Origin of the sequence: Silicimonas lutimaris, assembly GCF_047314965.1 — a bacterium.
Taxonomy (GTDB): domain Bacteria; phylum Pseudomonadota; class Alphaproteobacteria; order Rhodobacterales; family Rhodobacteraceae; genus JAVJUV01.
Map to the genome: position 1 here is coordinate 39,587 of NZ_JBLBVK010000053.1, position 21,221 is coordinate 60,807.

General features: G+C 59.6%; 20 protein-coding genes. 5 read left to right on the forward strand and 15 right to left on the reverse strand.

Features of this window, described 5'->3' with window-relative positions; translation table 11 throughout:
* The first annotated feature begins 22 nt into the window (after positions 1–22).
* Positions 23–3,220, forward strand: a complete 3,198-nt coding sequence (locus ACKLNI_RS14270; protein WP_413719752.1) for a reductive dehalogenase — start codon at positions 23–25, stop codon at positions 3,218–3,220.
* On the opposite strand, the gene ACKLNI_RS14275 is transcribed toward ACKLNI_RS14270, so the two are convergent.
* Positions 3,221–4,090 (reverse strand): helix-turn-helix transcriptional regulator, encoded by an 870-nt coding sequence (locus tag ACKLNI_RS14275; protein ID WP_413719753.1) that lies wholly within the window; start codon positions 4,088–4,090, stop codon positions 3,221–3,223.
* A 532-nt stretch (positions 4,091–4,622) separates the two neighbouring features.
* Between ACKLNI_RS14275 and ACKLNI_RS14280 the strand changes: the two genes are divergently transcribed.
* The gene (locus ACKLNI_RS14280) at positions 4,623–6,044 is read left to right on the forward strand and encodes a hypothetical protein (RefSeq protein WP_413719754.1); all 1,422 of its coding nucleotides are present in this window, start codon (positions 4,623–4,625) and stop codon (positions 6,042–6,044) included.
* 26 nt (positions 6,045–6,070) lie between these two features.
* Positions 6,071–7,591 (forward strand): hypothetical protein, encoded by a 1,521-nt coding sequence (locus ACKLNI_RS14285; RefSeq protein ID WP_413719755.1) that lies wholly within the window; start codon positions 6,071–6,073, stop codon positions 7,589–7,591.
* Positions 7,592–7,666: 75 nt separating this feature from the next.
* On the opposite strand, the gene ACKLNI_RS14290 is transcribed toward ACKLNI_RS14285, so the two are convergent.
* The 13 genes from ACKLNI_RS14290 to ACKLNI_RS14350 form a co-directional block, all read right to left on the reverse strand.
* Positions 7,667–8,416, reverse strand: coding sequence for a methyltransferase domain-containing protein (locus tag ACKLNI_RS14290; protein ID WP_413719756.1), 750 nt, complete (start codon positions 8,414–8,416; stop codon positions 7,667–7,669).
* Positions 8,413–8,820 carry a GtrA family protein gene (locus tag ACKLNI_RS14295; RefSeq protein WP_413719757.1) on the reverse strand — a complete coding sequence of 136 codons (408 nt, stop codon included), beginning with the start codon at positions 8,818–8,820 and terminating at the stop codon, positions 8,413–8,415. Before ACKLNI_RS14295 ends, ACKLNI_RS14290 begins: the two co-directional genes overlap by 4 nt.
* On the reverse strand, positions 8,817–9,770 hold the full coding sequence (locus ACKLNI_RS14300) for a glycosyltransferase family 2 protein (protein WP_413719850.1): 954 nt from the start codon (positions 9,768–9,770) through the stop codon (positions 8,817–8,819). Before ACKLNI_RS14300 ends, ACKLNI_RS14295 begins: the two co-directional genes overlap by 4 nt.
* Before the next feature lie 251 nt (positions 9,771–10,021).
* Positions 10,022–11,023 (reverse strand): type II secretion system F family protein, encoded by a 1,002-nt coding sequence (locus ACKLNI_RS14305; RefSeq protein WP_413719758.1) that lies wholly within the window; start codon positions 11,021–11,023, stop codon positions 10,022–10,024.
* Positions 11,024–11,038: 15 nt separating this feature from the next.
* Positions 11,039–12,013, reverse strand: coding sequence for a type II secretion system F family protein (locus tag ACKLNI_RS14310; protein ID WP_413719759.1), 975 nt, complete (start codon positions 12,011–12,013; stop codon positions 11,039–11,041).
* Between the two features lie 3 nt (positions 12,014–12,016).
* The gene (locus ACKLNI_RS14315) at positions 12,017–13,402 is read right to left on the reverse strand and encodes a TadA family conjugal transfer-associated ATPase (RefSeq protein ID WP_413719760.1); all 1,386 of its coding nucleotides are present in this window, start codon (positions 13,400–13,402) and stop codon (positions 12,017–12,019) included.
* Between the two features lie 15 nt (positions 13,403–13,417).
* Entirely contained in the window at positions 13,418–14,617 is a 1,200-nt protein-coding gene (locus ACKLNI_RS14320; protein ID WP_413719761.1) for a CpaE/TadZ family protein, read from the reverse strand.
* A 29-nt stretch (positions 14,618–14,646) separates the two neighbouring features.
* Positions 14,647–15,420 (reverse strand): TadE/TadG family type IV pilus assembly protein, encoded by a 774-nt coding sequence (locus tag ACKLNI_RS14325; RefSeq protein WP_413719762.1) that lies wholly within the window; start codon positions 15,418–15,420, stop codon positions 14,647–14,649.
* The gene (locus ACKLNI_RS14330) at positions 15,417–15,974 is read right to left on the reverse strand and encodes a TadE/TadG family type IV pilus assembly protein (RefSeq protein WP_413719763.1); all 558 of its coding nucleotides are present in this window, start codon (positions 15,972–15,974) and stop codon (positions 15,417–15,419) included. The genes ACKLNI_RS14325 and ACKLNI_RS14330 overlap by 4 nt, the downstream gene beginning before the upstream one ends.
* Complete coding sequence (locus ACKLNI_RS14335; protein ID WP_413719764.1) at positions 15,974–17,818, reverse strand: pilus assembly protein TadG-related protein; 1,845 nt, start codon at positions 17,816–17,818, stop codon at positions 15,974–15,976. Before ACKLNI_RS14335 ends, ACKLNI_RS14330 begins: the two co-directional genes overlap by 1 nt.
* Before the next feature lie 77 nt (positions 17,819–17,895).
* On the reverse strand, positions 17,896–18,750 hold the full coding sequence (cpaB, locus tag ACKLNI_RS14340) for a Flp pilus assembly protein CpaB (protein WP_413719765.1): 855 nt from the start codon (positions 18,748–18,750) through the stop codon (positions 17,896–17,898).
* A gap of 36 nt (positions 18,751–18,786) precedes the next feature.
* The gene (locus tag ACKLNI_RS14345; RefSeq protein ID WP_413719766.1) at positions 18,787–18,954 is read right to left on the reverse strand and encodes a hypothetical protein; all 168 of its coding nucleotides are present in this window, start codon (positions 18,952–18,954) and stop codon (positions 18,787–18,789) included.
* Positions 18,955–19,042: 88 nt separating this feature from the next.
* The gene (locus ACKLNI_RS14350; protein ID WP_413719767.1) at positions 19,043–19,279 is read right to left on the reverse strand and encodes a Flp family type IVb pilin; all 237 of its coding nucleotides are present in this window, start codon (positions 19,277–19,279) and stop codon (positions 19,043–19,045) included.
* A 656-nt stretch (positions 19,280–19,935) separates the two neighbouring features.
* On the opposite strand from ACKLNI_RS14350, the gene ACKLNI_RS14355 reads away from it, so the two are divergent.
* Together ACKLNI_RS14355 and ACKLNI_RS14360 are read left to right on the forward strand one after the other, a co-directional pair.
* Positions 19,936–20,076, forward strand: coding sequence for a hypothetical protein (locus ACKLNI_RS14355; protein ID WP_413719768.1), 141 nt, complete (start codon positions 19,936–19,938; stop codon positions 20,074–20,076).
* Between the two features lie 38 nt (positions 20,077–20,114).
* On the forward strand, positions 20,115–20,477 hold the full coding sequence (locus ACKLNI_RS14360; protein WP_413719769.1) for a TfoX/Sxy family DNA transformation protein: 363 nt from the start codon (positions 20,115–20,117) through the stop codon (positions 20,475–20,477).
* 111 nt (positions 20,478–20,588) lie between these two features.
* Here ACKLNI_RS14360 and ndk read toward each other — a convergent pair whose 3' ends face one another.
* The gene (gene ndk / locus ACKLNI_RS14365; RefSeq protein ID WP_413719770.1) at positions 20,589–21,011 is read right to left on the reverse strand and encodes a nucleoside-diphosphate kinase; all 423 of its coding nucleotides are present in this window, start codon (positions 21,009–21,011) and stop codon (positions 20,589–20,591) included.
* Positions 21,012–21,221: the final 210 nt, after the last annotated feature.

Genomic DNA, 21,221 nt, shown 5'->3' on the forward strand with positions numbered 1-21,221 from the left:
GACGGCGTAGCGTCTGGGCGACATGAGCATCCGTTTTTTCTCCGACAAGACCCGACCGGTCCATCTTGGCCCCTACCCGCTGGAAAGACTTGCCCGGCAGGACAGCGCCGTGCTCGCAGGGGTTCCCGCACCCGCGCCGCTGGAATTCCGGCGCCCCAAGACGCCCGCCAGCCTTGTGAACGCCATGGCCGAATACCAGGCGATGATGGACGCGATCCGGGACGGACTGGTGAACAAGGCGCGTGCCGAGTGTCCGGGCGATCCGACCGAACGGGCCAATCACCTGAAAGCCTTCGGGTATTTTTCCGACGCCGCGATGATCGGCATCTGCCGGCTTCCGGCGGAGGCGCATCTGAGCGAGCCATGGCGCAATCCGGATATCGACCGTCTGGCCAATGACCTAAAGACCCGTCAGACCAAGACGCTGGCCTCGGGCATCGACATGATCATGGCCGATCTGAAGGAGTCGATGGAGGCCCCGCCCTCGACGATTGACGGCCACACCCATGCGATTGTCTTCCTCTACGACTTCCCCCGCGACCCACGTGGCGGCGAAGCCGGCACCGAATGGCTGGACGACGCACAGGCGCACCGGGCCTGCCTCCGGGCCTCGGAAACCGCCGTGGTGCTGGCCAACTACATCCGCCTTCTGGGCTGGGACGCCAAGGCCCACACCGGAACCTCCTCCGACGTCGACCTGAACCGCCTGACGGTCGAGGCCGGCCTCGCAGTCCCTCAGGACGGCCGGCTCGTGAACCCGTTTGCCGGCGACCGCTTCGGTGTCGCCGCGCTGACCACGAGTTTCGAGATGGCCCCAGACCGCCCCCTCTCCCGTCGCCAACCGATCCTGGGTCCCCGATGGTGGCTGGGCTATCGCACCCGGAAGAACGCCTTGAACCGCGACCCGTTCGAGAAACGCCGCTTCCACGAAGGCCCACACCCGTTCGAAACGCTGAAGCGCGTGGATGACCCCACCACCTTCATCGACGAACCCCGCGTCGCCCGCGTGCCCAAGCGCACCGACATGTTCGCGCGCGCCCAGTTCGGCGACCTTGGCAAGACGGTCCAGGACGGCGCCAGAAACGGCCACTACGCCCGCAAGGCCGCGCCCTCCGCCGCCGAGCGCCGGATGCTCGGCGCTTTTGTCCTGTTGCAGGACGGCGAACCCTCAGCGGGTGCAAGGCCGGATGACGCCTGGCGCAATGCCTTGGCGATCAAGGTCGCCAGCTACTTCCTTGGCGTCGATGCCGTCGGCATCTCGCGCTGCCCGGACTGGGCGTGGTACTCCCACGACGCCACCGGCGCGCCCATCGACCCGCCTCACGATCAGGCGATCTCGATGATCATCGACCAGGGCTACGAGACGATGGAGGGCGCTTCCGGCGACGACTGGATCAGCGTCGCGCAATCCATGCGCGCCTACCTGCGCTTCTCGCTTCTGGGCGGCGTTATCGCCAAACAAATCAGAAACCTCGGCTACAAGGCAAAGGCACACACCGTGCTTGATGGCGAGGTCCTGCAGCCGCCGCTCCTTCTCCTCTCCGGTCTGGGCGAGGTCTCCCGCATTGGCGAGGTAATCCTGAACCCCTTCCTCGGCCCGCGCCTGAAGTCCGGCGTCGTCACCACCGACATGCCGCTGGCCCACGACAAGCCCATCGATTTCGGCCTGCAAAAGTTCTGCAAGGCCTGCAACAAATGCGCCCGCGAATGCCCGTCCGGGGCGATCACCGCCGGGCCGAAGCTGATGTTTAACGGCTACGAGATCTGGAAATCCGACAGCCAGCGCTGCGCCACCTACCGGATCACGACGCCGGGCGGCGCGATGTGCGGACGCTGCATGAAGACCTGCCCGTGGAACCTCGAAGGCATCTTCGCCGAGAAACCGTTCCGCTGGGCCGCGATGAACATCCCGCAACTCGCTCCGTCATTGGCGAAACTCGACGACAAGCTGGGGCGCGGCGGGCTGAACCCGGTCAAGAAATGGTGGTGGGATCTCGAAATCGAGGACGACGGCGGCTATCGCCCGACGAAGAAAGAGATCAACGCCCGCGACCTGCAACGCGATCTCGACCTGAAATACGAGGACCAGACGCTCGCCGTCTACCCCGCGCCGCTGACCCCGCCGCCCTGGCCCTACCCCTATCCCATGGACCGCGAAAAGGGAATCGAAGCCTATCAGGCCATGATCACTGCCGAGGAATACAAGGATCGGCTGGCCAAGGGACAGGCCGACAGCATCGTCCACAAGGTACCCGACTGGTCCGATCCTCCCGTTGTTCGCGTCACCGTCTCGAAGGTCGAGAAGATGTCGGACGACATCACCAAGTACGAATTCCGCGATACCGACGGGCGCGACCTGCCCGAATGGACCGCGGGCGCGCACCTGGATATCGTCGTGGCGCCCGAGTATCTCCGGCAGTACTCCATGTCAGGCGATCCTGCGGACCGCTCAAAATACCAGATCGGCGTCCTGCGCGAGGATGCGGGGCGCGGCGGCTCGAAGCTGATGCATCGTATCTTCGCCGAAGGCCGCCGGGTCTTCATCTCGAAGCCCATCAACCATTTCCCGCTGGACGAGACCGCCACCCGCACCTTCCTGATGGGCGGAGGCATCGGCGTGACGCCGATGATCGCCATGGGCCACCGCCTGCATGCCCTGGGCGCCGATTTCGTGCTGCACTATTCGGTCAAGACCCGTGCAACGGCGGGCTATCTGAACGACCTCGCTCAGGTCCCATGGGCCGACCGCGTCTCGCTCCATGTCTCGGACGAAGGCACACGTGCGGATCTCGATCACTTGTTGTCAGGGCATCAGGAAGGCTGGCATGTCTACACCTGCGGGCCTGACCGCTACATGCAGAGCGTCATAGAAGCCGCTGAAAGACAAGGATTTCCCGAAGAGTCACGGCATCTCGAATACTTCTCGGTCCCCGAGGTTCCCGACTACGAGAACCATCCTTTCACATTGCGCCTCACCCGCTCGAACCGCGACGTTCAGGTCGCGGCCGACGAATCCGCGACAGACGCGCTGGCGCGCATCGGCATCCATGTAGATGTGAAATGCTCCGACGGCATTTGCGGTGTCTGCAAATGCGGCCTTGTCTCGGGCGACGTGGAACACCGCGACTTCGTGCTGTCGAAAGCCCAACGCAAGGACGCGATCATCCTCTGCCAGTCCCGCGCAGCGGAACCGGACGGTGTCATCGAGATTGATCTCTGATCAGAGACGGCCCCTCGCCCGACCGGATTCTTCCGGAGCCGCAGACAGGATCCGATACATCAGTTCCTGCATCCCCGACACTTCGGTCTTCGAATAGATCGAACGCAGATGCGAGCGAATAGTCGACTCCGAAAGGCCAAGTTCGTCGGTCAATGCCTTCACCGAAAGCCCGCGCGACAGCATCACGCAGACGCGGAATTCGGCCCGCGTCAGTTTCGCCGGATTGGACATTCCAAGGATCGGCGCATCCGGCTTCAGCTTGCTGGCCGCTGCGGCCTGACGGGCACGGATCATCCGGTCGTCCATCTGGGCCTGCGTCACCAGCCCGGCTTTACGCCCGGCCCACGCGCGAACGAGGGTCGGCATCAGCGACTCGAGCTCCAGCTTTTCGCTGTAGGCCAGATCCCGCGTGAAGTGGAATTCGAGATAATCCTGCTGTTGCAGGTTGCCTTCAAGAGCAACCACCACGATCTCGCGCATGTTGCGCGCGGCACGCCAGTTCTCAAGCGTCTGAGTGGTTACCCAGCTTGAATCCTCGACGTGGTCCGACAGGAACCAGATCGTCGATGTACGGGCCTTCGTGAACAGGTACCCCATGACGTCCTGACACAAGGGACGGCTCAGCTTGACGGAGTCCGCGTTCGAGTTCTGTGCGTCATGGATACAAACGGCCCGCGGCCTCTCCTGACCGCGATGAAGCCGCGACAAGACCGCAGCCTCTGCCCGGAAACCCGTGGCCAATGATGTCAGTGCATCCTGCAGCGGCATGGAGCCATGAAGCCCACCACACCAGCTCGCGATACCGTCAAGGACCCTCAGGTCCGGGCCGTACTTGTCGGCCCTAAATTCGCCGCCATCCCTCTCAAACAAAACTTTGCTCCCACTCTACGCGTGAACAGGCGTCCACCTGCGGAAAACTCTGAAACTCAGGCCTTGGTGAAAATAATTCCAGACCCATCCCCAAGCTTTGACCCAACTCAACTTCCCGCCTTTAGTCAAGCATTCCACGGAAGATGCCAAATTTTCCCCTAGAGGTTGAGAAATTCATCACAGTTCTTCGTCAACAGTCAGATCAAATCCACTCGGATTGTTGCCGCACACGCAACCAAGTGCGTCCATCCGAAAGATCACTGCCCGTTAAATCAGCACCTTGCGACTCGCGACTTTCAGCTACTCACGCCTCGGCATTGCTGAGGTCGAATACAAGAAAGTGCCGGCTTGCCTCCTTGAATGCGCCATATTCGACCGCTTTTGTCCCGACCCGACAGACAATGAATTTCAAGACGCCCGGACTGTTACCGTTGATGACGATATTCGAGAAAAAAGATACTCACTTCGCAAGAGCGGCCCGCCCGAATGACGTGGAACTACACGCTCTGGCAAGTGAGCGGGAGGCTTGGACATGACAATGGCCTCGGAAACCATCTTCGAAGCTCCGGCAACGCGCCAGCGCCTGGCCATCGTCTTTCTCTCCACATACGTCGTTATGCTGATGGCCGCAGGTGGCGGCCAGATTGTCGATCCTTTCGTTCACTACGACGATTACCCTGCGCTCGTCCTGTACCCCGAGGGCTACTACATGAAGACCCTCGCCGAGGGGCGTTGGCTGAACTACTGGTGGCATCTGCGAGGTGTCTTCACCCCGCCATGGTTCAATTTCCAACTCTACGTCATCGGCTGGGCCCTTTTCTCTGCGGCCGCGTCGCTCAGCATTTTCCGAACCTCCGATATCCGCTATCCCGGATTGCTGGCGGCGCTTCTCGTTCTTGCGCCTCAGACAACCCTCATTTCCGGATGGTTCAATACGCTGATCCCCGGCGTCTGGCTGATGGCAGCCTATGCCGCCACCACACTGTTCGTGTCCGCCCGTACAGGAAGCCTGCTTCTGCTCGTCTTCGTACCCCTGGCGCTGCAGACCTACTCGTCCTACCCCTTTATGCTGCTGGCGATCTGCATGATGCGCGAGGATCAGGAGAAATCGCTGACAACGCTTGTCGGGCTCATGGCGCTGTTCACTCTGTCCTTTGGTCTCGGGATTCTTGTCATCTATTCCCTGAACTTTGCAGTCCATGAGATCTTTGGCGTCGCTCTTGCCGGTTGGCGCGATCCGGAACCTGCAAGCGATCTTACCGGGCTGATCCACAACCTTTCCAAGACGGTCGCAAGCCTGACCCAGCTCTACTCCATGACAGGCTTCGGGAAGCCTGCGCTTTCGGCCATGATCGCGACCGCATTCCTTGCAAGCCTCGTGGCGATCTGCAGGAAGAGACCGATCGAAGTCCTGTTCATCCTGGTGCCGGCGATCGCGGGCCTGGGCCTTCTGTGCCTTCACTCGGCGGCGGAAGGGATCATCTTTCCGTTCCGCTCAACGTATTTCGTATGGCTCACCGTCGCGATCAGCGTCGTGCGAGCGGTGCAACTTCGCGAGCCGGGCAACGGCTCGGCTCCGTTCGCCCTGACATTGATGTTCACCCTCACTGTCGGTGCCATGGTACGTGTGCACAATCAGGGCCTTTCGATCTGGCAACATGAAACACGGCTTATCGCAGCTCAGATACCTGCAACCGCGCGCGAGATCTTCATCCATGGCACCCATCTTGCGATCAACGGACCCAGCGGACCGCTGACCCAGAGTCCCGGCGATTTCCAATACCGTGTGACCTACCTGACCAGCATCTGGGCGGAGATGTGTACCGAAGACCCGGAGAGCTGCGAAGGCGTCACCCCTCCGTTCGAGCCCCCGGTCAGCGGTGACCCGTTGCTAATTCTACAGAACGACGAGTCAGTCTTCATTCGGCTGCCCATCACCGAAATCGAAAGTTGAAGGCGGCCACTGAAGGGAACAGCGTAGTGGGCCGTATCATCTCGATATTGGAAAATGGTTGCCGAAAACCGGTGCTATTCGAGCGACGTCACCCAATGATAAGAAGCCAATCCGCGAAAACAATCTTGAGCCCGGGCGAACCACTCGGGACATCGACTGAAAGGCAAACCGCCAGCGCGCTGCGGCGGCGGCTCGCTATCGTATTCTTTGCAACCTATGCAGTGCTGCTGCTGGTGGCGGGTAACGACCATCTGCGCAACCCAACCTTTCATTTCGATGATGTTCCAGCATTGTTTCTTTTGCCCGAGGAGTACTTCAGCAAGGCAGTGTCTGAAGGCCGTTGGCTCAACTATGTCTGGCATTTGCGCGGTGTCTACACACCTCCGTGGCTCAACTTTCAGTTTTATCTGGCGGGATGGTCGCTGTTTCTCGCTTCCGCGGCCACGAATGTCTTCCGAACCGGACCATTGCACTATCCGCTCCTGATGGCGGTTCTCGCTGCGCTTGGACCTCAGGCAACGTTGATGTCTGGGTGGTACAATACACTGATCCCCGGCGTCTGGCTTTTGGCAGCCTTCTCCGTTGCGGCACTCTTCATGTCCGAGCGCGCAGGTCGCTGGCTTCTAGCCGTTTTTGTGCCAATCTCGCTTCAAGTTTACACCTCGTACCAGTTCCTAATTCTGGGCATCTGCCTTCTGCGTGAAGACAGGCCCAAAACACTGCAGGCACTTTGGCACATCGTGATCCTGTTCGGAGCATCTCTCGTTGTCGGGATCTTGCTGATCTTTGCCACAAACTATGCGATTGTCGGCGTCTTCGGCGTGGAGCCGGCCACTTGGCGCGAGGCTGTTCCGCCGAAGGACTTTCAAGACCTGGTCGCGAACTTTGCCATTGTCAGGTCAAGCCTCATTGAAGCATTTGTCGCGACGGGTTCAGGCTCCGCGCCTCATGCAACCCTGATATTTCTTCTGTTTCTTGCCTCGCTTGGCGTGCTTGCCATGACACAACCAGATGACGCCGTCGCCATCTGCATGGTTATGCTCGCCGGTCTGGGATTTCTGGCGCTGCTCGGCGTTGCCAAGGGTATGGAATTTCCCGCGCGCGCCACGGGCTTTACGTGGTTCATGTTCGCAGTGGCCTCGGTCGCTGCCGCACGCGCCATCGGGAGCTTCGCCGCAAGGATGAGTCAAGCCGCAATCGTCGCCATTACCGTTCTTGGCCTGGTTCAGGCAGGCACCGCGCTCGACCACTTTGGTCGCGCCTCAGCCTGGCAGGCTCAGGTCACCGATCTGGCGCGGCGCATTCCTGACGGTACGGAACTGGTGTATATCTATGGACCCGGTGAACTGATGCCCCGCTCTCACCAACCAGACTCACAGCTGGACCTCATTTTTCATCTTGCAATAGCAGCGGGCATCCCAACGACGGATTGCGAGATCACTCCAGGCAATTGCAGACACCTCAGCCCCCCGTCCGGGGCAGACGGAGTTGACAATGCTCTGCAGGTGGACACGCAAGGGCGTGTGACTTTTCTGAAATTACCCTAGCCGACCCGGAGCCGTGCGACCGTCGCACAGCCATAAGGGTTTTGGAACGTTAGGGACGGATCGGGCCAAGAAATCCTACGCGCCCGCAGACCTGGCTCGCCGTGCAAGAACACTCGCTCTCTGCCGCGCAATGGCCGTTACAACACTGGTGGGAAGAACCCGAACCACCGTCCGCCTCATACGCCAAAGGGCATCACCGGCATTCTCAACTCGACCTTGAACGCGCGTCGACAGAACATCGCTGGGCAGCCTCTTCTCTCCTGCGGCGTTTGCGTAAAGGACTGAATTGTAGCGGTACCAGGGTTCAACCGAGCGATCGCCCATCAGCTTCGGGCGGAGACAGTCGAACGCCGCGTAACCGCGATCCTCGAACTTGCCCTGCCAATAGCTCAACGGCTGTTCGTTGATGTGAAACTCACCGCCCTGCCCCTTCACGGCGGCGGAAAAAATTATCAGATCGGCATGCTTCACCAGCCCATCCACAAGAGTGTCTGCTGCAGTTTCGGGAAGATGCTCTCCGACCTCCAGGGATTGTGCGAGATCGAAGCGCCGTCCAAGATCCTGCGGCACTGTCAGATCGACCGCGCGGAAACACTCTTTGGGAATGGCAAGATGCGCGCGGTCCACATAATCCCCATCGAGGCCGCAAACGTCGGATACGCCGGCTTTGCGCCACTCATCCAACCACACGCCTCTTCCGGACCCGAAATCGACTACGCTTTCGGGGCGCAACCAAGGCTGCGCGACCGAGATCAGGCGCTTGGCCGACGCGCGTGCTCCCTGATCAATGTAGTCGAAGAACTCTTGGGAATATACGTGACTCATCTATAGTCCTCTCTTGCGCTCGGAATTCGGTAAACCCAGAAGCGGAATATTATGTAGTTCAGAACAGGAAGAACCACGACTACGACCAAGGCGCTCAACCAGGATGGCCAGGAAAAATAGGGTCCTGCCAGCGATGTGATAATCGAGGAAAAGAGCAATCCCAGACCTATCGTCAAGGCGAAGCGAAATACCTGTGGAGCACTCCAGATCGATGCCTTGAACGTCCACAAGGTCTGCACGATGTATTGGAAAATCACCGCCAAAGAAAAAGCGATCAGGTTTGCCTGGAATTGGCCAAGGCCGGCTTCCGAGGCGAGCATAAGGTAGATAACGACATAGATAAGGGCGACAAGGCCGCCTGTCGTAGAAAACCGAAGGAGGCGAAGGAACTCCACCTGAGTCATTGATTTTTCTGCTTCGTTTCGGAAACCGTATCGAAACCGACTTCTTCAGATGTAAAGTACAACGGGCGACCTTTTGCTTCGATGTACAGCCTCCCGAGGTATTCTCCCATGATGCCAAGGGTAAGAAGTTGAATCCCCGAAAAGAAGCTGATCGCAATCAGCATCGAAGACCAACCGGGAACGGTCTGATAGAAAATCATGGAACCGATCGCATACAGCACCATGATGAAGGTTATCGCCAGCGAGTAGAACGCCAGTCTTGTCGCCAGCCTCAAGGGCCGGGTGGAGAAACCGGTCACTGCATCCAAGGCAAATCTGATCATGGCACGCAGCGGGTATTTCGTTTCTCCGGCAACACGTTTCTCTCGGACGTACTCGACACCGATCTGCCGGAACCCTACCCAGCTGAACATGCCACGGATGAAGCGGGACTTTTCAGGCATCAACAATACGGCATCAAGTGCCCTGCGGTTCACAAGCCTGAAATCGCCCGTATCATTGGGGATTTTCGCATCGGATAGGGTATTGAGAAGCCGATAGAAAACATAGGCCGTCGCGCGCTTGAACAGTGTTTCGCCTTTGCGCGAAAGACGACGGCCATACACCACGTCGTATCCGCGATCCATCATCGCCATCATGTCACCGATCAGCTCCGGCGGATCCTGCAAGTCGGCGTCGAGCATGAAAATGCGTTCGCCGCGCGCCGCTTCAAGCCCGGCAGTCAGCGCCACCTGATGACCGCGATTGGCAGAAAGACGCAGACCCCGCAAAGTTGGTACGGACTCGCACGCCTGGCTGATCACGTCCCATGTACGATCGGTAGACCCGTCATCCACCAGAATGATCTCTCTGGAGTCGGCCCAAGGCTCAGTCGCAGCGACAATGCGCTGAACCAGCAGAGGAACGGTCTCCTCCTCGTTCATGCAAGGGATCACGATGGAAAGTATCAATTTCACTGCTCTTTTTTTCGCAGCAAATAGACAGCTTTCATCGTTTCGGATCAAGCAGGGCAGAGTCGCGGCGATGTCGTCGATTCAGCCAGTGCTTCTCACGCAACACATACCCTGGCCGTCCTTTCCGCCGCCGTAAGGGCATCTCTGGTGATGTACCGGCCGCCCATGCGCGGCGGAACCAACTCGCAAAAAACCGAAAGGCCATCCTTTCGGATGGCCCAACGGATACAGCGAGAAACGACGCGGAGTCACAAATCGCCGAACGTATTCATCCAGCGGATAACGACAGGGCCAACGATCAGCAGGATCATGGCCGGCAGCATCAGGGCAGACATAACGGCCGACATTTTCACCGGCAGCTTGTTCGCCTTTTCCTGGGCCTTCAACTCGCGATTGACACGCATCTCGTGCGCGTAGATCTGAAGCGCGTCGGAAATCGAGGTACCGAAGCGGATCGACTGAAGGATCACGTTCGAGAACGAGGCGACCTCATCCACACCGGTTCTCTGCGCCATGGCCATGAGAGCGCTTTCCCGTTCGCCGCCTGCTGAAATCTCCAGCTGCACCATGCGGAACTCCTGGCTGATTGCCGGAGAAGAATGCACCATCTCGTTACCAACGCGCGTCATCGCGGCATCAAGCCCCATGCCCGCCTCGACCGAAATCTGGATCAGGTCGAGAGCGTTCGGGAAGCTTTCCTCGATCTCCCGCCGCCTCTCCTTGACCTTTCTGGAAAGCCAGATCGAAGGAAGAAAGAAGCCGATACCGGCCAGAAGCGTCAGCAGCTGGAACATGACCAGTCGCGGCGTGCTGTCGACAAACCAGAGTACCGGCCCCGGAAGCCAGACACCCGACTGTCGAAGGAACAGCAGGAGCACGACCACCATCGGCAGGCCGATCGCCAGACCGATCCGCCAGAGGAAGAACTTCAGAATGGCGCCTTCGCCGACGAATCCGGCGTTGGTGAGGTTGCGCCGAAGGCTGCTCCGCTCGCGCTTGTCGGACGGCATGAGGGCCTTCCACATGCCCTTCGGATCGATCTCGGGGTTGTGGAGAAGCCCGGCGTCGAACGCCGTCATGCGATGACCAAGGCCGTGCTTGTTGTATCGGCGGGCCGCCGGGTTCGCGGGACGCACCGCATCGAACGCACCGAAGACGAAAAGCATCGTTCCGATACCGACCCCGATCATCAGCAGGATGTTTCCACCGCTGTTCAGGGCAGGAAAAAGACTCTGAAACCATTCCCACATATCGAAACTCCCGTCCTAGAACCTGAAGGTGACCAGCTTGCGAAGAATGACGGCGTTCACGAGAACAAGCGTCACCACGATGAACACCAGCGGCTTCGCGCCAGGTTCATCCGCGATATCCCCGTAATAGGCCGGTGACATCACGTTCAGACCGACAAAGATGATCACGGGCACGACACTCAGGATCGCCGCAGACAGACGTCCTTCTGCCGAGATTGCCTTGATCTTGCGGCGCATCGTCAGCCGGTCGCGGATCACCTTGGACAGCACGCTGAGAATCCGGGCCAGGTCGCCGCCGGTGCCGTGCTGGATGGCGATCGCCGTCGCAAGATACTGAAGGTCTTCTTCGTTGATACGGTCCGCGAATTCGTTGAACGCATCCGTCAGGTCGTCACCATAGGAAACCTGATCGACCACGATACCGAATTCCGTTCCGATCGGATCTGGCATCTCGTTGGCGACCGCCGCCAGAGATGCGTTCAAGGGATGACCAACCTTAAGACCGCGCGCCATCATGTCCAGTGCATCCGGAAGCTGGCGGATCAGATCGTTGACCCGCTGCGTCCGCTGCAACCGGACGGCCATGATCGGCACGAAGAAGCAGAGGATAAAGGCCACCAGCACTGCCGTCGGCAGAACCATCAACTGCGAAAAGATGACGACAACCGCAACGAAGCCGGCGAAGCAGGTGGTCAGGAAGGCACCCGAGGACATCGTGATCCCGGCCTGGCGCAGAACCCTTGGCAAGTCGCCCACCAGCGGAAGGCGGTTCATGAATGTCCGCTTCTCCTCCGGCTTGAGGATCGCGAGGATTTCCTCGGTCGTTGCCCCCTTCGAGATCATCTTCATCCGGCGGCTGCGGATGTCCTCGGTCCGTCCACGGCGAGAAACCAGCTGCCGTAGACCTTCCAGGATCAGAAGACCACCAACCACCGCACCCACATAGACGGCGAACTGAAGATCGATTTGCTGCAGTATCTCCTGGAACATGGCTTACATCCTGATGATATTCGTGCCGCTCAGATCGACACCGGAGGTGATCAGCTGCTCGGCGCATTTCGGACGCATGCCGGTCGGCATGAACTGACCCAGCACCTTGCCGTTCTCGTCCTTGCCGGTCCGCTTGAAGACAAAGATGTCCTGCATGGTGATCGTGTCGCCTTCCATGCCGGTGATCTCGCTGATGCTCATGACCTTGCGGTTACCGTCCGACAGACGGTTGAGCTGGACCACGAAGTTGATGCCCGACGCAATCTGGTTCCGGATGGCCGAGAGCGGCAGATCGATGCCGATCATGGTCACCATCTGCTCGATCCGGGTCAGCGCATCGCGCGCGGTGTTGGCGTGAACCGTCGTCATCGAACCGTCGTGGCCCGTGTTCATGGCCTGAAGCATGTCGAAGGTTTCTGCACCACGCACCTCGCCCACGATGATGCGGTCAGGGCGCATACGCAGCGCGTTCTTGACCAGGTCACGCTGGAAGATGGCGCCCGCGCCCGACGGGTTTGGAGGACGCGTTTCCAGGCGAACGACGTGATCCTGCTGCAACTGAAGTTCAGCCGCGTCCTCGATCGTCACGATCCGCTCGTGACTGTCGATGGCGCGCGACATTGCGTTCAGAAGCGTCGTCTTGCCGGAACCCGTACCGCCCGAGATCAGGATGTTCATCCGCGCCGCCACCAGCGCGCGCAGCAGCGCAGCAGCCTCGGTCGAAAGGGATTCCAGCTCGATCATCTTCTCCATCAGGATCGGCTTGCGCGAGAACTTACGAATCGAGAGCGACGGGCCGTCGATGGCGCAGGGCCGGATGATGGCGTTCACACGCGAGCCGTCTTCAAGACGGGCGTCCACCCAGGGCTGGCTCTCGTCGATACGCCGGCCGATGGTCGACACGATCTTGTCGATGATCCGCAGAAGGTGCCGCTCGTCCCGGAACCGAACATTCGTCTTTTCCAGAACACCGAACCGTTCGACATAGACGTTCCTGTGCGAGTTCACGAGGATATCGTTGATGGTCGGGTCCGCCAGAAGCGGCTCAAGCGGACCGAAACCCAGAACCTCGTCCATCAACTCGTCGACGATCTGCTTGAAATCCTCGGTCTTCATCGGCCGCTTTTCATCGGCCAGAACCTGCTGGGCCAGGTTCGCGACCTCGCGGCGCAGTTCGTCGGGCTGAACCTTGTCGATGACACTCAGATTCAGACGCTCGAGAAGTGCGGTGTGAAGACGGTTCTTCAGTTCAAGCCGGTCGGCCAGCTTGTCATCAGCTTCATTGAGAGACCGAAGCGCATTGGAAGTCACCGCGTTGGCGGCCTCCAGGGCTACGACTTTCTTTTCAGTCTCGGCCGGCTTGGTGGATTTGTTGAAACCCTTGAACATGACCTAGTCTCCTCGTTAATGCGTTGCGTGCTCGGCGGCAGGCATTGCCTTCGCCGTTGATTTCGCCAATGCCGCGATGGCCTTGTTCAGGTCCGAGCGCGGCGCGACCGCCGAAAGCGGTTTGCCATAGTCCACCGACATTCTGGCCGCCTTCGGATCATGCGGCAGCCAGTTCTCGAACTTGAGATCCAGCGCCCGTGCGGCTTCCTTGTGGTGATGCGCCTGAACCAGCGGTTTTTTCTCGTGGTTGATGACGACATTCACTTTCAGACCGGGGTTTTCGCCCTTGTAGAAGTCGATCAGGCGCTTGGCCGAGCGGATCGACGGCACGGTCGTGTCGCTGACGATGATCAGTTCGTCGGCAAACTCCATGACCGGCTGTATCCATGATACGATGGCGCGCGGAAGGTCGAGAACGACGTAGTCGTGGGTACGTCTCAACGCGTCAATCAGAACCTCGACCTGCTTGTCGTTGATTGCGTCCAGAGGCATGAAATCCTGCGGCGCCGTCAGCACATGCAGGCCGCCTTCGGTTTCGGTCATCGACTGCTCGACCCACTGGGCATCGGGGATCACGCCGCCGACGGCCATCTGGTAGAGGGCCTGTTGCGGATCGATTTCGAGAAAGTCGCCGACGCTGCCGAACTGCACATCCAGATCGACCAGGGCAACGCTGTTCGACACTTCCTTGCTGAAGCGACCCTTGCGCGTGATCAGGTGGTCGGCAAGGTTCACGGCCACGGTCGTGCTTCCGATCCCGCCCCGCGCCTGAACAACCGGGATGATGACCCCTTCGTGGTCGCCGAGGGACATCGTGCTGGCGGCCAGCTTCTTGATCCACTTGTCCACCTGGCGCGACAGCTCATCCTGAGAGATCGGATACGGCAGAACGTCGTCCACGCCGGCGTCGCTTAGCGCGCGCACCCGAGCCAACGGAATGTCACTGTCGGTCAGCGCAAGGAACACCGTTCCCTGGCTGCGGCGTGCATTCAGCTGCTTGATCGCCGAAAGATCGGCCGTATTCTCGGGATCGGTAGCGAAAATGACGATGTCATTCTCCGAGGCCATGTCGAACGCCTTGCCGTTCAGATTGGCGACCGATACCTCCTCGGACTTCACCTTCAACCCCTGAAGATTGGCCAAAGCGCCCTGTACTGACGACGAAATTTCCTTATCGTCGGAAAACAGCAGGATCGAAGTTCTTTTACGCGACATATGTCATCCCCTCGGGTTACTCAGCCCAATTATCCGTCGTTGCCAGTATTCAGGTCCTCGCCCGGCAGCGAAACGTTGATGCTGGGGAAAGGAATCGAAGGAAGGCTCGTTGATTGATCGATATTCGTGGTCGATACACCACCGGCAATAGCCGCCAGACCCGGAATCGGCGTCAGAAACTCGAAACGCAGCGGCGTGCCGACGTTCGAGCCTGCGTTCACAACGCCCACGGTGACCATCGGCGTGTAGGGCCCTCCGGCGAAGCCGAGGTTCGAATTGTATCGATACTCGACGAAGATGTTGTTCGGCGTCGCGTTCGACGGAAGAATCGGCTCCAGCGTGCACCAGATCTCTTGCGCGGACTGGCGGCGAAGAGCTAGGTTGCGCGCGTCGATATCGGCCTGTGAAGGGTTACTGCCCAGCGTAGGCGCGACAATGGGAGACGTGCACGGGAAGGTCGCCGAAAAATCAGTTGCAGCGCCAAGGGCGCAAATGCGCGTCGCTTCAGCGGCGCAGGTACCGGAAACCCGGCAAAGCGTGCCGAAGTTCGAGGTCGATCCCGTTGCCAGGGTATGGCTCTCAGGCACGTTCGCACAAACCGGCGGGCGCACCGTTGCGATCCGCGCTGCGCGCTGCATTGCCTTCTCGGTCATCACCCAGTTGAAGCCAAGCCGCCCGAAATCCAGTACCGCGAAATAGACCAGCAGGAACAGCGAGATCACCACGGTGTACTCGATCAGCGACGCACCTGTCTCGTCGCGAGCTTGCCGGCGAATGGCGGATATCAGCTTGTCCCAGGTCATAGGCCATATATCCGCGACTGATCGGTGATCGTCGATGTGACGGTTCCGTTTTCGGCGCCAGTCAGGAAGAATCCCCAAAGAGGCGCCAGCGGCAGTTGAATGACGACCGTCGCGTCGACCCGAACCACAGGCGCTGTGTCCAGAACGGCGCCACCTGTAACAGCCCTGATCGGGACGCAGCTGCGCGACGTGGTGACGGGGTTGGTCGCGGCAAGCGACACACCTGACGGAAAATCGAACGCCGTAGTGCTTCTGTCGGTATCGAGGCTTGAGCGGATGATGGCAGCGGCAGTATTGGCAGCAGCGGTCGCGTCGAAAGTCGTCCCGCCCGTGTCGCAGACATCGTTGTTCGTCGTGCGCGCCACAAACCGGGCCGCATCCCGCACGCCAGTGACCGCCGCCTGGTAGTTCCAGTAGATCCGGGAGCCTTCCACGATGACCGCGAAAGTCACCAACAGGATCGGCATGACGATGACGAATTCGACCGCCGTCGCCCCCACCTCGTCCCGACGCCATCTGGACAGTTTACCGATATATGTCAACACCTTGATCATCACTTGTACAACTGGACCACTTCGCGGAAGACCCCCGCATCGACCGTGCTGCCACCGGCTTCTCCCCCGATGGGTTCGATGATCTCAACCCAAAGGTCGAACATCTGACCGTTGCTTGGATCGTTCGAAATCTCGGTCGCGGGGCTGAGCATGAAAGTCCGGTAATACTGAATCACCTCCACGTTTTCCTCTCTCCCGGTCAACGTCTGGTTTGAACAGTCGATACCTGCGATCACGACCACGCGGCGATCTGGATCACCGCCACCCGTAACCTGGCTGCACTGCGGCAGGCCATTCTCGGAGCGGTTATGGGCGTCAGGGATAATCGGATTGCCGCTTCCCGCCGTTCCCCAATAGTCGTCCCAGGTGTCGAACGCTACTGTACCGGTATCCGTCCCGTATTTCGCGTCACTCCAGTCAGCGGTAAATCCGTCAAACGCCGGGTGCGCCGGATACCCAGTCATGACGCCGCCGTTCGCCGCTCGTTCGATCTCCATGAGGTAGTACTGGTAGCGCGTGTAACCGCCAGTCCATCCAGTAGGAACCGTCGTGGGTGGAGGGAAGTCGAACCAGTCCCCATCTACGATGTTCCGCGGATTGGACACCGGGTCCTCGTCCAGAGATGGATCGAAAGCGGGATTCCGCACGGAATAGTTCGTGTCAAGATAGCGGTCCTTGCCAGTCGTCCAGGTTCCGTCACCAAATCGTCCATCGGTACAGCCGCCAGTGTAATGGCAATTGTCCAGCGTGAAGCCCATCGTATCGGTCAGCGGGCCCGTGTCATTGCAGGAACCGTTGTTGACCTCACGTCCGCCGACGATATGCGGCCCTACCTCGTATCCCTCATCGCCTCTCAAGTTATTCATGACCTGCTCAAAGATACCGAACGGCAGATTGAAGCCGGCGGTTTCCTGACCGCTCCGCTGACCGGGCTGGATGTCAACGCCGCGACTGTTGAAACATGTGTCGATGCCCTTGGCCAGCAGACAGGCTTGGCGGCGCGATTCCGGCGATTCCGATGCGCATTCACCGGCGGCGGCATTGCTGTCTTCGGCAATCAACCGGTCGATGTCCAGGAACCCGAACTCGCCCGGGTTCCAAGCCGCGTCCCTGCCTACACTGCGCAGCTGAACCGCCCGGCCAGCGCTCAACGTCTGCAATTGGATGGGGTCAGCCGTTCCTGACACCGGTGGCAGACAAAACATCAGCGGCGAAACCTCGCAAGTCCAGGCCGAGTTGCCGGCGATGGCTACAGCGCCGACGCTGCGGCGATTGTCTGTCGCATTGGCATCACCCGGCGTCGCACCAGGATCGAGGTTGTCGATATCGTTGCCACCCTCGAACACCTTGCCGAAAATCCATTGCGGATCGACCCGGTTCAGGCGCACGCCCACGAAAGTGGCAAGCGAGTCGTCGGTCGTCGTGTTGGTTGTCGGCAGGCTATACTTGTAGCTTGCATTCGTCGGGTCGGATAGATCAGCGACCGCGAATGACGCCGGACGATCCCTGTCAGGCAGCGCCGAATAGAAAACCAGAGACTGGATTGAAAGGGTCTGTCCCGCAAACACTCCGGCTTTCAATGTCTCGTTCGCCGCAGCGATAGCGTTGTTCGCCGCCCAGGTCGCCCGCGCTATGGCGTCTTCCTGTCCATCAAGCTCACCGGCTGCCGCAAGGGCCACGTTGTCGGCGAAGGATTGCATGTCGGTCTGAACTGAGGCGCGGCGTCCAAGGTCGAAAGACAGGGCGACGATGCCCAGGATGGTGACGACGCTGATAAGGAAGAACACCAGAAGCGACCCATCTTCCCTACTTGCGAACTGCTTGATCTTGAGAATGGGGTTCATGGTTATACCGTTGGCAACTGGACGGGTTGGAAACTTTTGGTGGATACGCGGGGCCCGAGGCCCCGCGTGTCGCTTTGTTAGTTGACGTCCTCTTCGGCTTTCGGCTCAGCCTCGAGTTCGATCTCGACCGCCTGGGCGTCACCCGCGCCGCGGCGCACCTTGACGACCTGCTTCGGGCCAGGGTTCTCGTCCGGCGTCTTCTCGCGCAGGATGTCCGAGATGCGGATCGATTCCATCGGCTGATCTTCAGGCGCGTCGTCTTCCGCCATGTTGCGCAGCGTCAGGCTGAGCCGACCGGCCGCCTGAGCCACCGCCAGCATCTGCGCCTGCTCAGGCGTGACCTCGACGGTCGCCGTCCGGCCAAGCATAGCCTGTTCCTGATTTTCGTCAGCCTGCTGGTCGACGGCGATGATGCGGATGTTCTGCAGAATGGTGTTCACGCGCAGACCCTTGGCATCCGAGGTCGTCAACAGGATGTCGACCAGATCACCCGGCGTCACGAAGCCGCCGACGGCACTCTGCACATCTACGTTGATCGCCACGGCACGGTTGCCCGGCTTCAGTGTCTGAACAATGGTGACCTTCTCACCATAATCCGAAATCTTGTTCACAAGCACCAGTTCACCCTGGGCCATCGCCCGCTTGGCGCGGCGCGGTTCAAGACCGTTCTGGGGAATGAGGTCGCTGTAGTCGCGGTACGTTCCCGGCGGCACCGCGTCGGCAGGCCACTGGATAGTGGTCAGTTTGTGCGCCTCGATCGTGGAACCGAACGGAATGTCCTGACCGGCAACGACGACGCTCACCAGGGCGGGAGCGGCAGGATCGACCGATGCGGTCGCCGGCTGCACCTGTAGGAACTCGCGGGACGCGTAGACCGAGAAACCCGCCAAGGCCATCCCCAACATAATGATCAACAAAGAACGAAAACGCATTTCTCATACTCCTGCGTTAGGGGCGACCGTTAGAGTTCAGAAGGCCCCCGCGGAAACGTTGATGATACCGGCAATGTTCCCGCCGAACACGAAGATGATCGAACCGACAATGGTCACGACAATCAGGGCGACCGCATATTCGACCAGTCCGGCCCCTGCGGTATCGGCGATGAAGCGGGATATCAGCTTGCGAAGATTTTGCACCTTCTGTCTCCTTCCGAAAGGCCGGACCATTCCGGCCGTCAGAGAGATGCTCCGCGACCCGCCAGGGGCCGCGGAACATAGGTCACGTTCAGCAGGTGACAACCGCAGCGGTCGTCGGCGCAACACCCGAAGCCGCCTGCGTAACTGCCTGCGACAGCGCCACACCAGCAGTTTCACAGCCCATCTCGGCCAGACCACCAGCGTTCTGACCCAGGATGATCACGCCGGCACCGCCGATGATCGTCACAACGATCAGAGCAACGGCATATTCAACCAGCGAGGCACCGGATTCGTCTTTACGGAATTTGATGAAGAGATCGCGCATTTCAGTACTCCTTACAAATGCTGCCAAAAACTGTCGCGATTTGCGACGTCACGATACGAACCGGCGTCTGTCCCCCCGGCTCCCGATTAACGTAATGTTTTATTTAGGCTCATCGCATCGTTCGATTGGATGAGTTTTTCAACCTAAGGTTGTGTTTTGCCCAGATCCGGGCCGAAATATGGCGAAGTTCCGCCGGTCATGCCCAATTTTGGCCCCCAAACACCGGCAAAAACCCGCCAACAAGGCCCGAATCGCGTTGTGGATAAATTTGTGCGTTTTCCTGCCCACAACAACTCGAGATTAATCGGCCTACTAAACACGAAACGGCAACAGACCACCTGCAAGATCCAAAAAATCCAAAAATTTTTATCCCAAAACTCTCGATTCTCGTGGGAATCAATAAAAATGAATTCGGCAACACCTCTGTAGATAAGACATTGGCTGTTCGACGACGGCTCGGGAAAAACGGAATATACCTCAGCCCCCGCATCACAATTGGAATTCATGGTCATCTGAATTGAACATTTCGCATGTTATTCCGCGTTGCGCAGAAAAATCACCGTATCGGCAGACCCCGGTCACGTTTTGGCCGGATCCCTCCTGCTCAATGATTGCACAGCGAATGGTCCGCGTGACCGCAGTACCGGAGGCCCGTCATGGCCGAAGAACAAACCAAACCCCTGAAAGACCCCAAACCCAAAAGCGCGCGCGACACGCGCACCAAGGACGATGCCCGGAAGGCAAAACCGCCGAAGGACGAAAAGCCGCCCAGGATCACCGACTGGGCATCGATCTGAGCTTTCGATAGATCGTCAGGATCGCTAGACTTCGGGCCATGCCCGTGCCCGTCTCCTCGATCCGAAACCTTGGCCCTGCATCCGACAGGGCCTTTGCCCTGGCCGGTATCACGTCTGCCGAGCAGCTGCGCGACCTCGGCGCCGATACGGCCTACGAGCAGCTTCTGCGCCACGGCACGCGGCCTCACTTCATCGGCTACTACGCAATGGTCATGGGCTTGCAGGGCCGCCCGTGGAATGACTGCCAGGGAAAAGAGAAAACCGACCTCAGGCGACGCTTCGACCTGATTTGCGCCCGCGCCAAGGAATTGGACGAACAAGGCCCCTCTTCGGCCCTCGCGGCCGAACTCGACCGGATAGGCGTTCGCCTCGCAAAAACCGGAACGCGCGGGCTAGACTAAGCCGAATGCGAATTGGAAGACCCCCAATATCGCGCGCCGTTATTCCCTGAAGGAAATAAAAAAGGCCGCGCTTTTCGGCGGCCTTTTCCAAACTCTTCCGATTGACGCGGTTTATCCGACGAGCTCGAGGCCCGAAAAGAAATAGGCGATCTCGACCGCCGCCGTTTCAGGCGCGTCCGAGCCGTGAACCGAATTCTCGCCGACCGATTCCGCGAACTCGGCGCGGATCGTACCGGGAGCCGCATCGGCCGGGTTGGTCGCACCCATCACTTCGCGGTTCTTCGCGATCGCGCCTTCGCCTTCCAGCACCTGCACCACGACGGGTTCCGAAGCCATGAATTCGCACAGCTCGTCATAGAACGGGCGCTCGGCATGCACCTCATAGAACTTGCCCGCCTGCGCCTTGGTCAGGTGAATGCGCTTCTGCGCGACGATGCGCAGCCCTGCTTCCTCGAACTTGGCATTGATCTTGCCGGTCAGGTTCCGCTTGGTCGCGTCGGGTTTGATGATGGACAGCGTGCGTTCGATTGCCATGTCTCTTGCCTCTTAAGACGATGCGGCGGCCAGCGCCCCATGCGCCCCGCCTGATTTTCGCCGCCCGCCTAGCACGCGCCGTCCGGCTTGAAAAGGTCTGCCGACCGCCCGGCCCCAAGGGGGCGCGCCGTGAGTATTTGAAAAAAGAAGAAACCAGAGATGCCTCCTGCCCCGTGCGCGCACCGAGGGTCCGGCCGGGACAGGAGGGCT

Coding starts and splice junctions, on each gene's coding strand:
- ACKLNI_RS14270 (WP_413719752.1), top strand. CDS start 23: ATGAGCATCCGTTTTTTCTCCGACAAGACCCGACCGGTCCATCTTGGC.
- ACKLNI_RS14280 (WP_413719754.1), top strand. CDS start 4,623: ATGACAATGGCCTCGGAAACCATCTTCGAAGCTCCGGCAACGCGCCAG.
- ACKLNI_RS14290 (WP_413719756.1), bottom strand. CDS start 8,416: ATGAGTCACGTATATTCCCAAGAGTTCTTCGACTACATTGATCAGGGA.
- ACKLNI_RS14295 (WP_413719757.1), bottom strand. CDS start 8,820: ATGACTCAGGTGGAGTTCCTTCGCCTCCTTCGGTTTTCTACGACAGGC.
- ACKLNI_RS14305 (WP_413719758.1), bottom strand. CDS start 11,023: ATGTGGGAATGGTTTCAGAGTCTTTTTCCTGCCCTGAACAGCGGTGGA.
- ACKLNI_RS14310 (WP_413719759.1), bottom strand. CDS start 12,013: ATGTTCCAGGAGATACTGCAGCAAATCGATCTTCAGTTCGCCGTCTAT.
- ACKLNI_RS14315 (WP_413719760.1), bottom strand. CDS start 13,402: ATGTTCAAGGGTTTCAACAAATCCACCAAGCCGGCCGAGACTGAAAAG.
- ACKLNI_RS14320 (WP_413719761.1), bottom strand. CDS start 14,617: ATGTCGCGTAAAAGAACTTCGATCCTGCTGTTTTCCGACGATAAGGAA.
- ACKLNI_RS14325 (WP_413719762.1), bottom strand. CDS start 15,420: ATGACCTGGGACAAGCTGATATCCGCCATTCGCCGGCAAGCTCGCGAC.
- ACKLNI_RS14330 (WP_413719763.1), bottom strand. CDS start 15,974: ATGATCAAGGTGTTGACATATATCGGTAAACTGTCCAGATGGCGTCGG.
- ACKLNI_RS14335 (WP_413719764.1), bottom strand. CDS start 17,818: ATGAACCCCATTCTCAAGATCAAGCAGTTCGCAAGTAGGGAAGATGGG.
- cpaB (WP_413719765.1), bottom strand. CDS start 18,750: ATGCGTTTTCGTTCTTTGTTGATCATTATGTTGGGGATGGCCTTGGCG.
- ACKLNI_RS14350 (WP_413719767.1), bottom strand. CDS start 19,279: ATGCGCGATCTCTTCATCAAATTCCGTAAAGACGAATCCGGTGCCTCG.
- ACKLNI_RS14355 (WP_413719768.1), top strand. CDS start 19,936: ATGGCCGAAGAACAAACCAAACCCCTGAAAGACCCCAAACCCAAAAGC.
- ACKLNI_RS14360 (WP_413719769.1), top strand. CDS start 20,115: ATGCCCGTGCCCGTCTCCTCGATCCGAAACCTTGGCCCTGCATCCGAC.
- ndk (WP_413719770.1), bottom strand. CDS start 21,011: ATGGCAATCGAACGCACGCTGTCCATCATCAAACCCGACGCGACCAAG.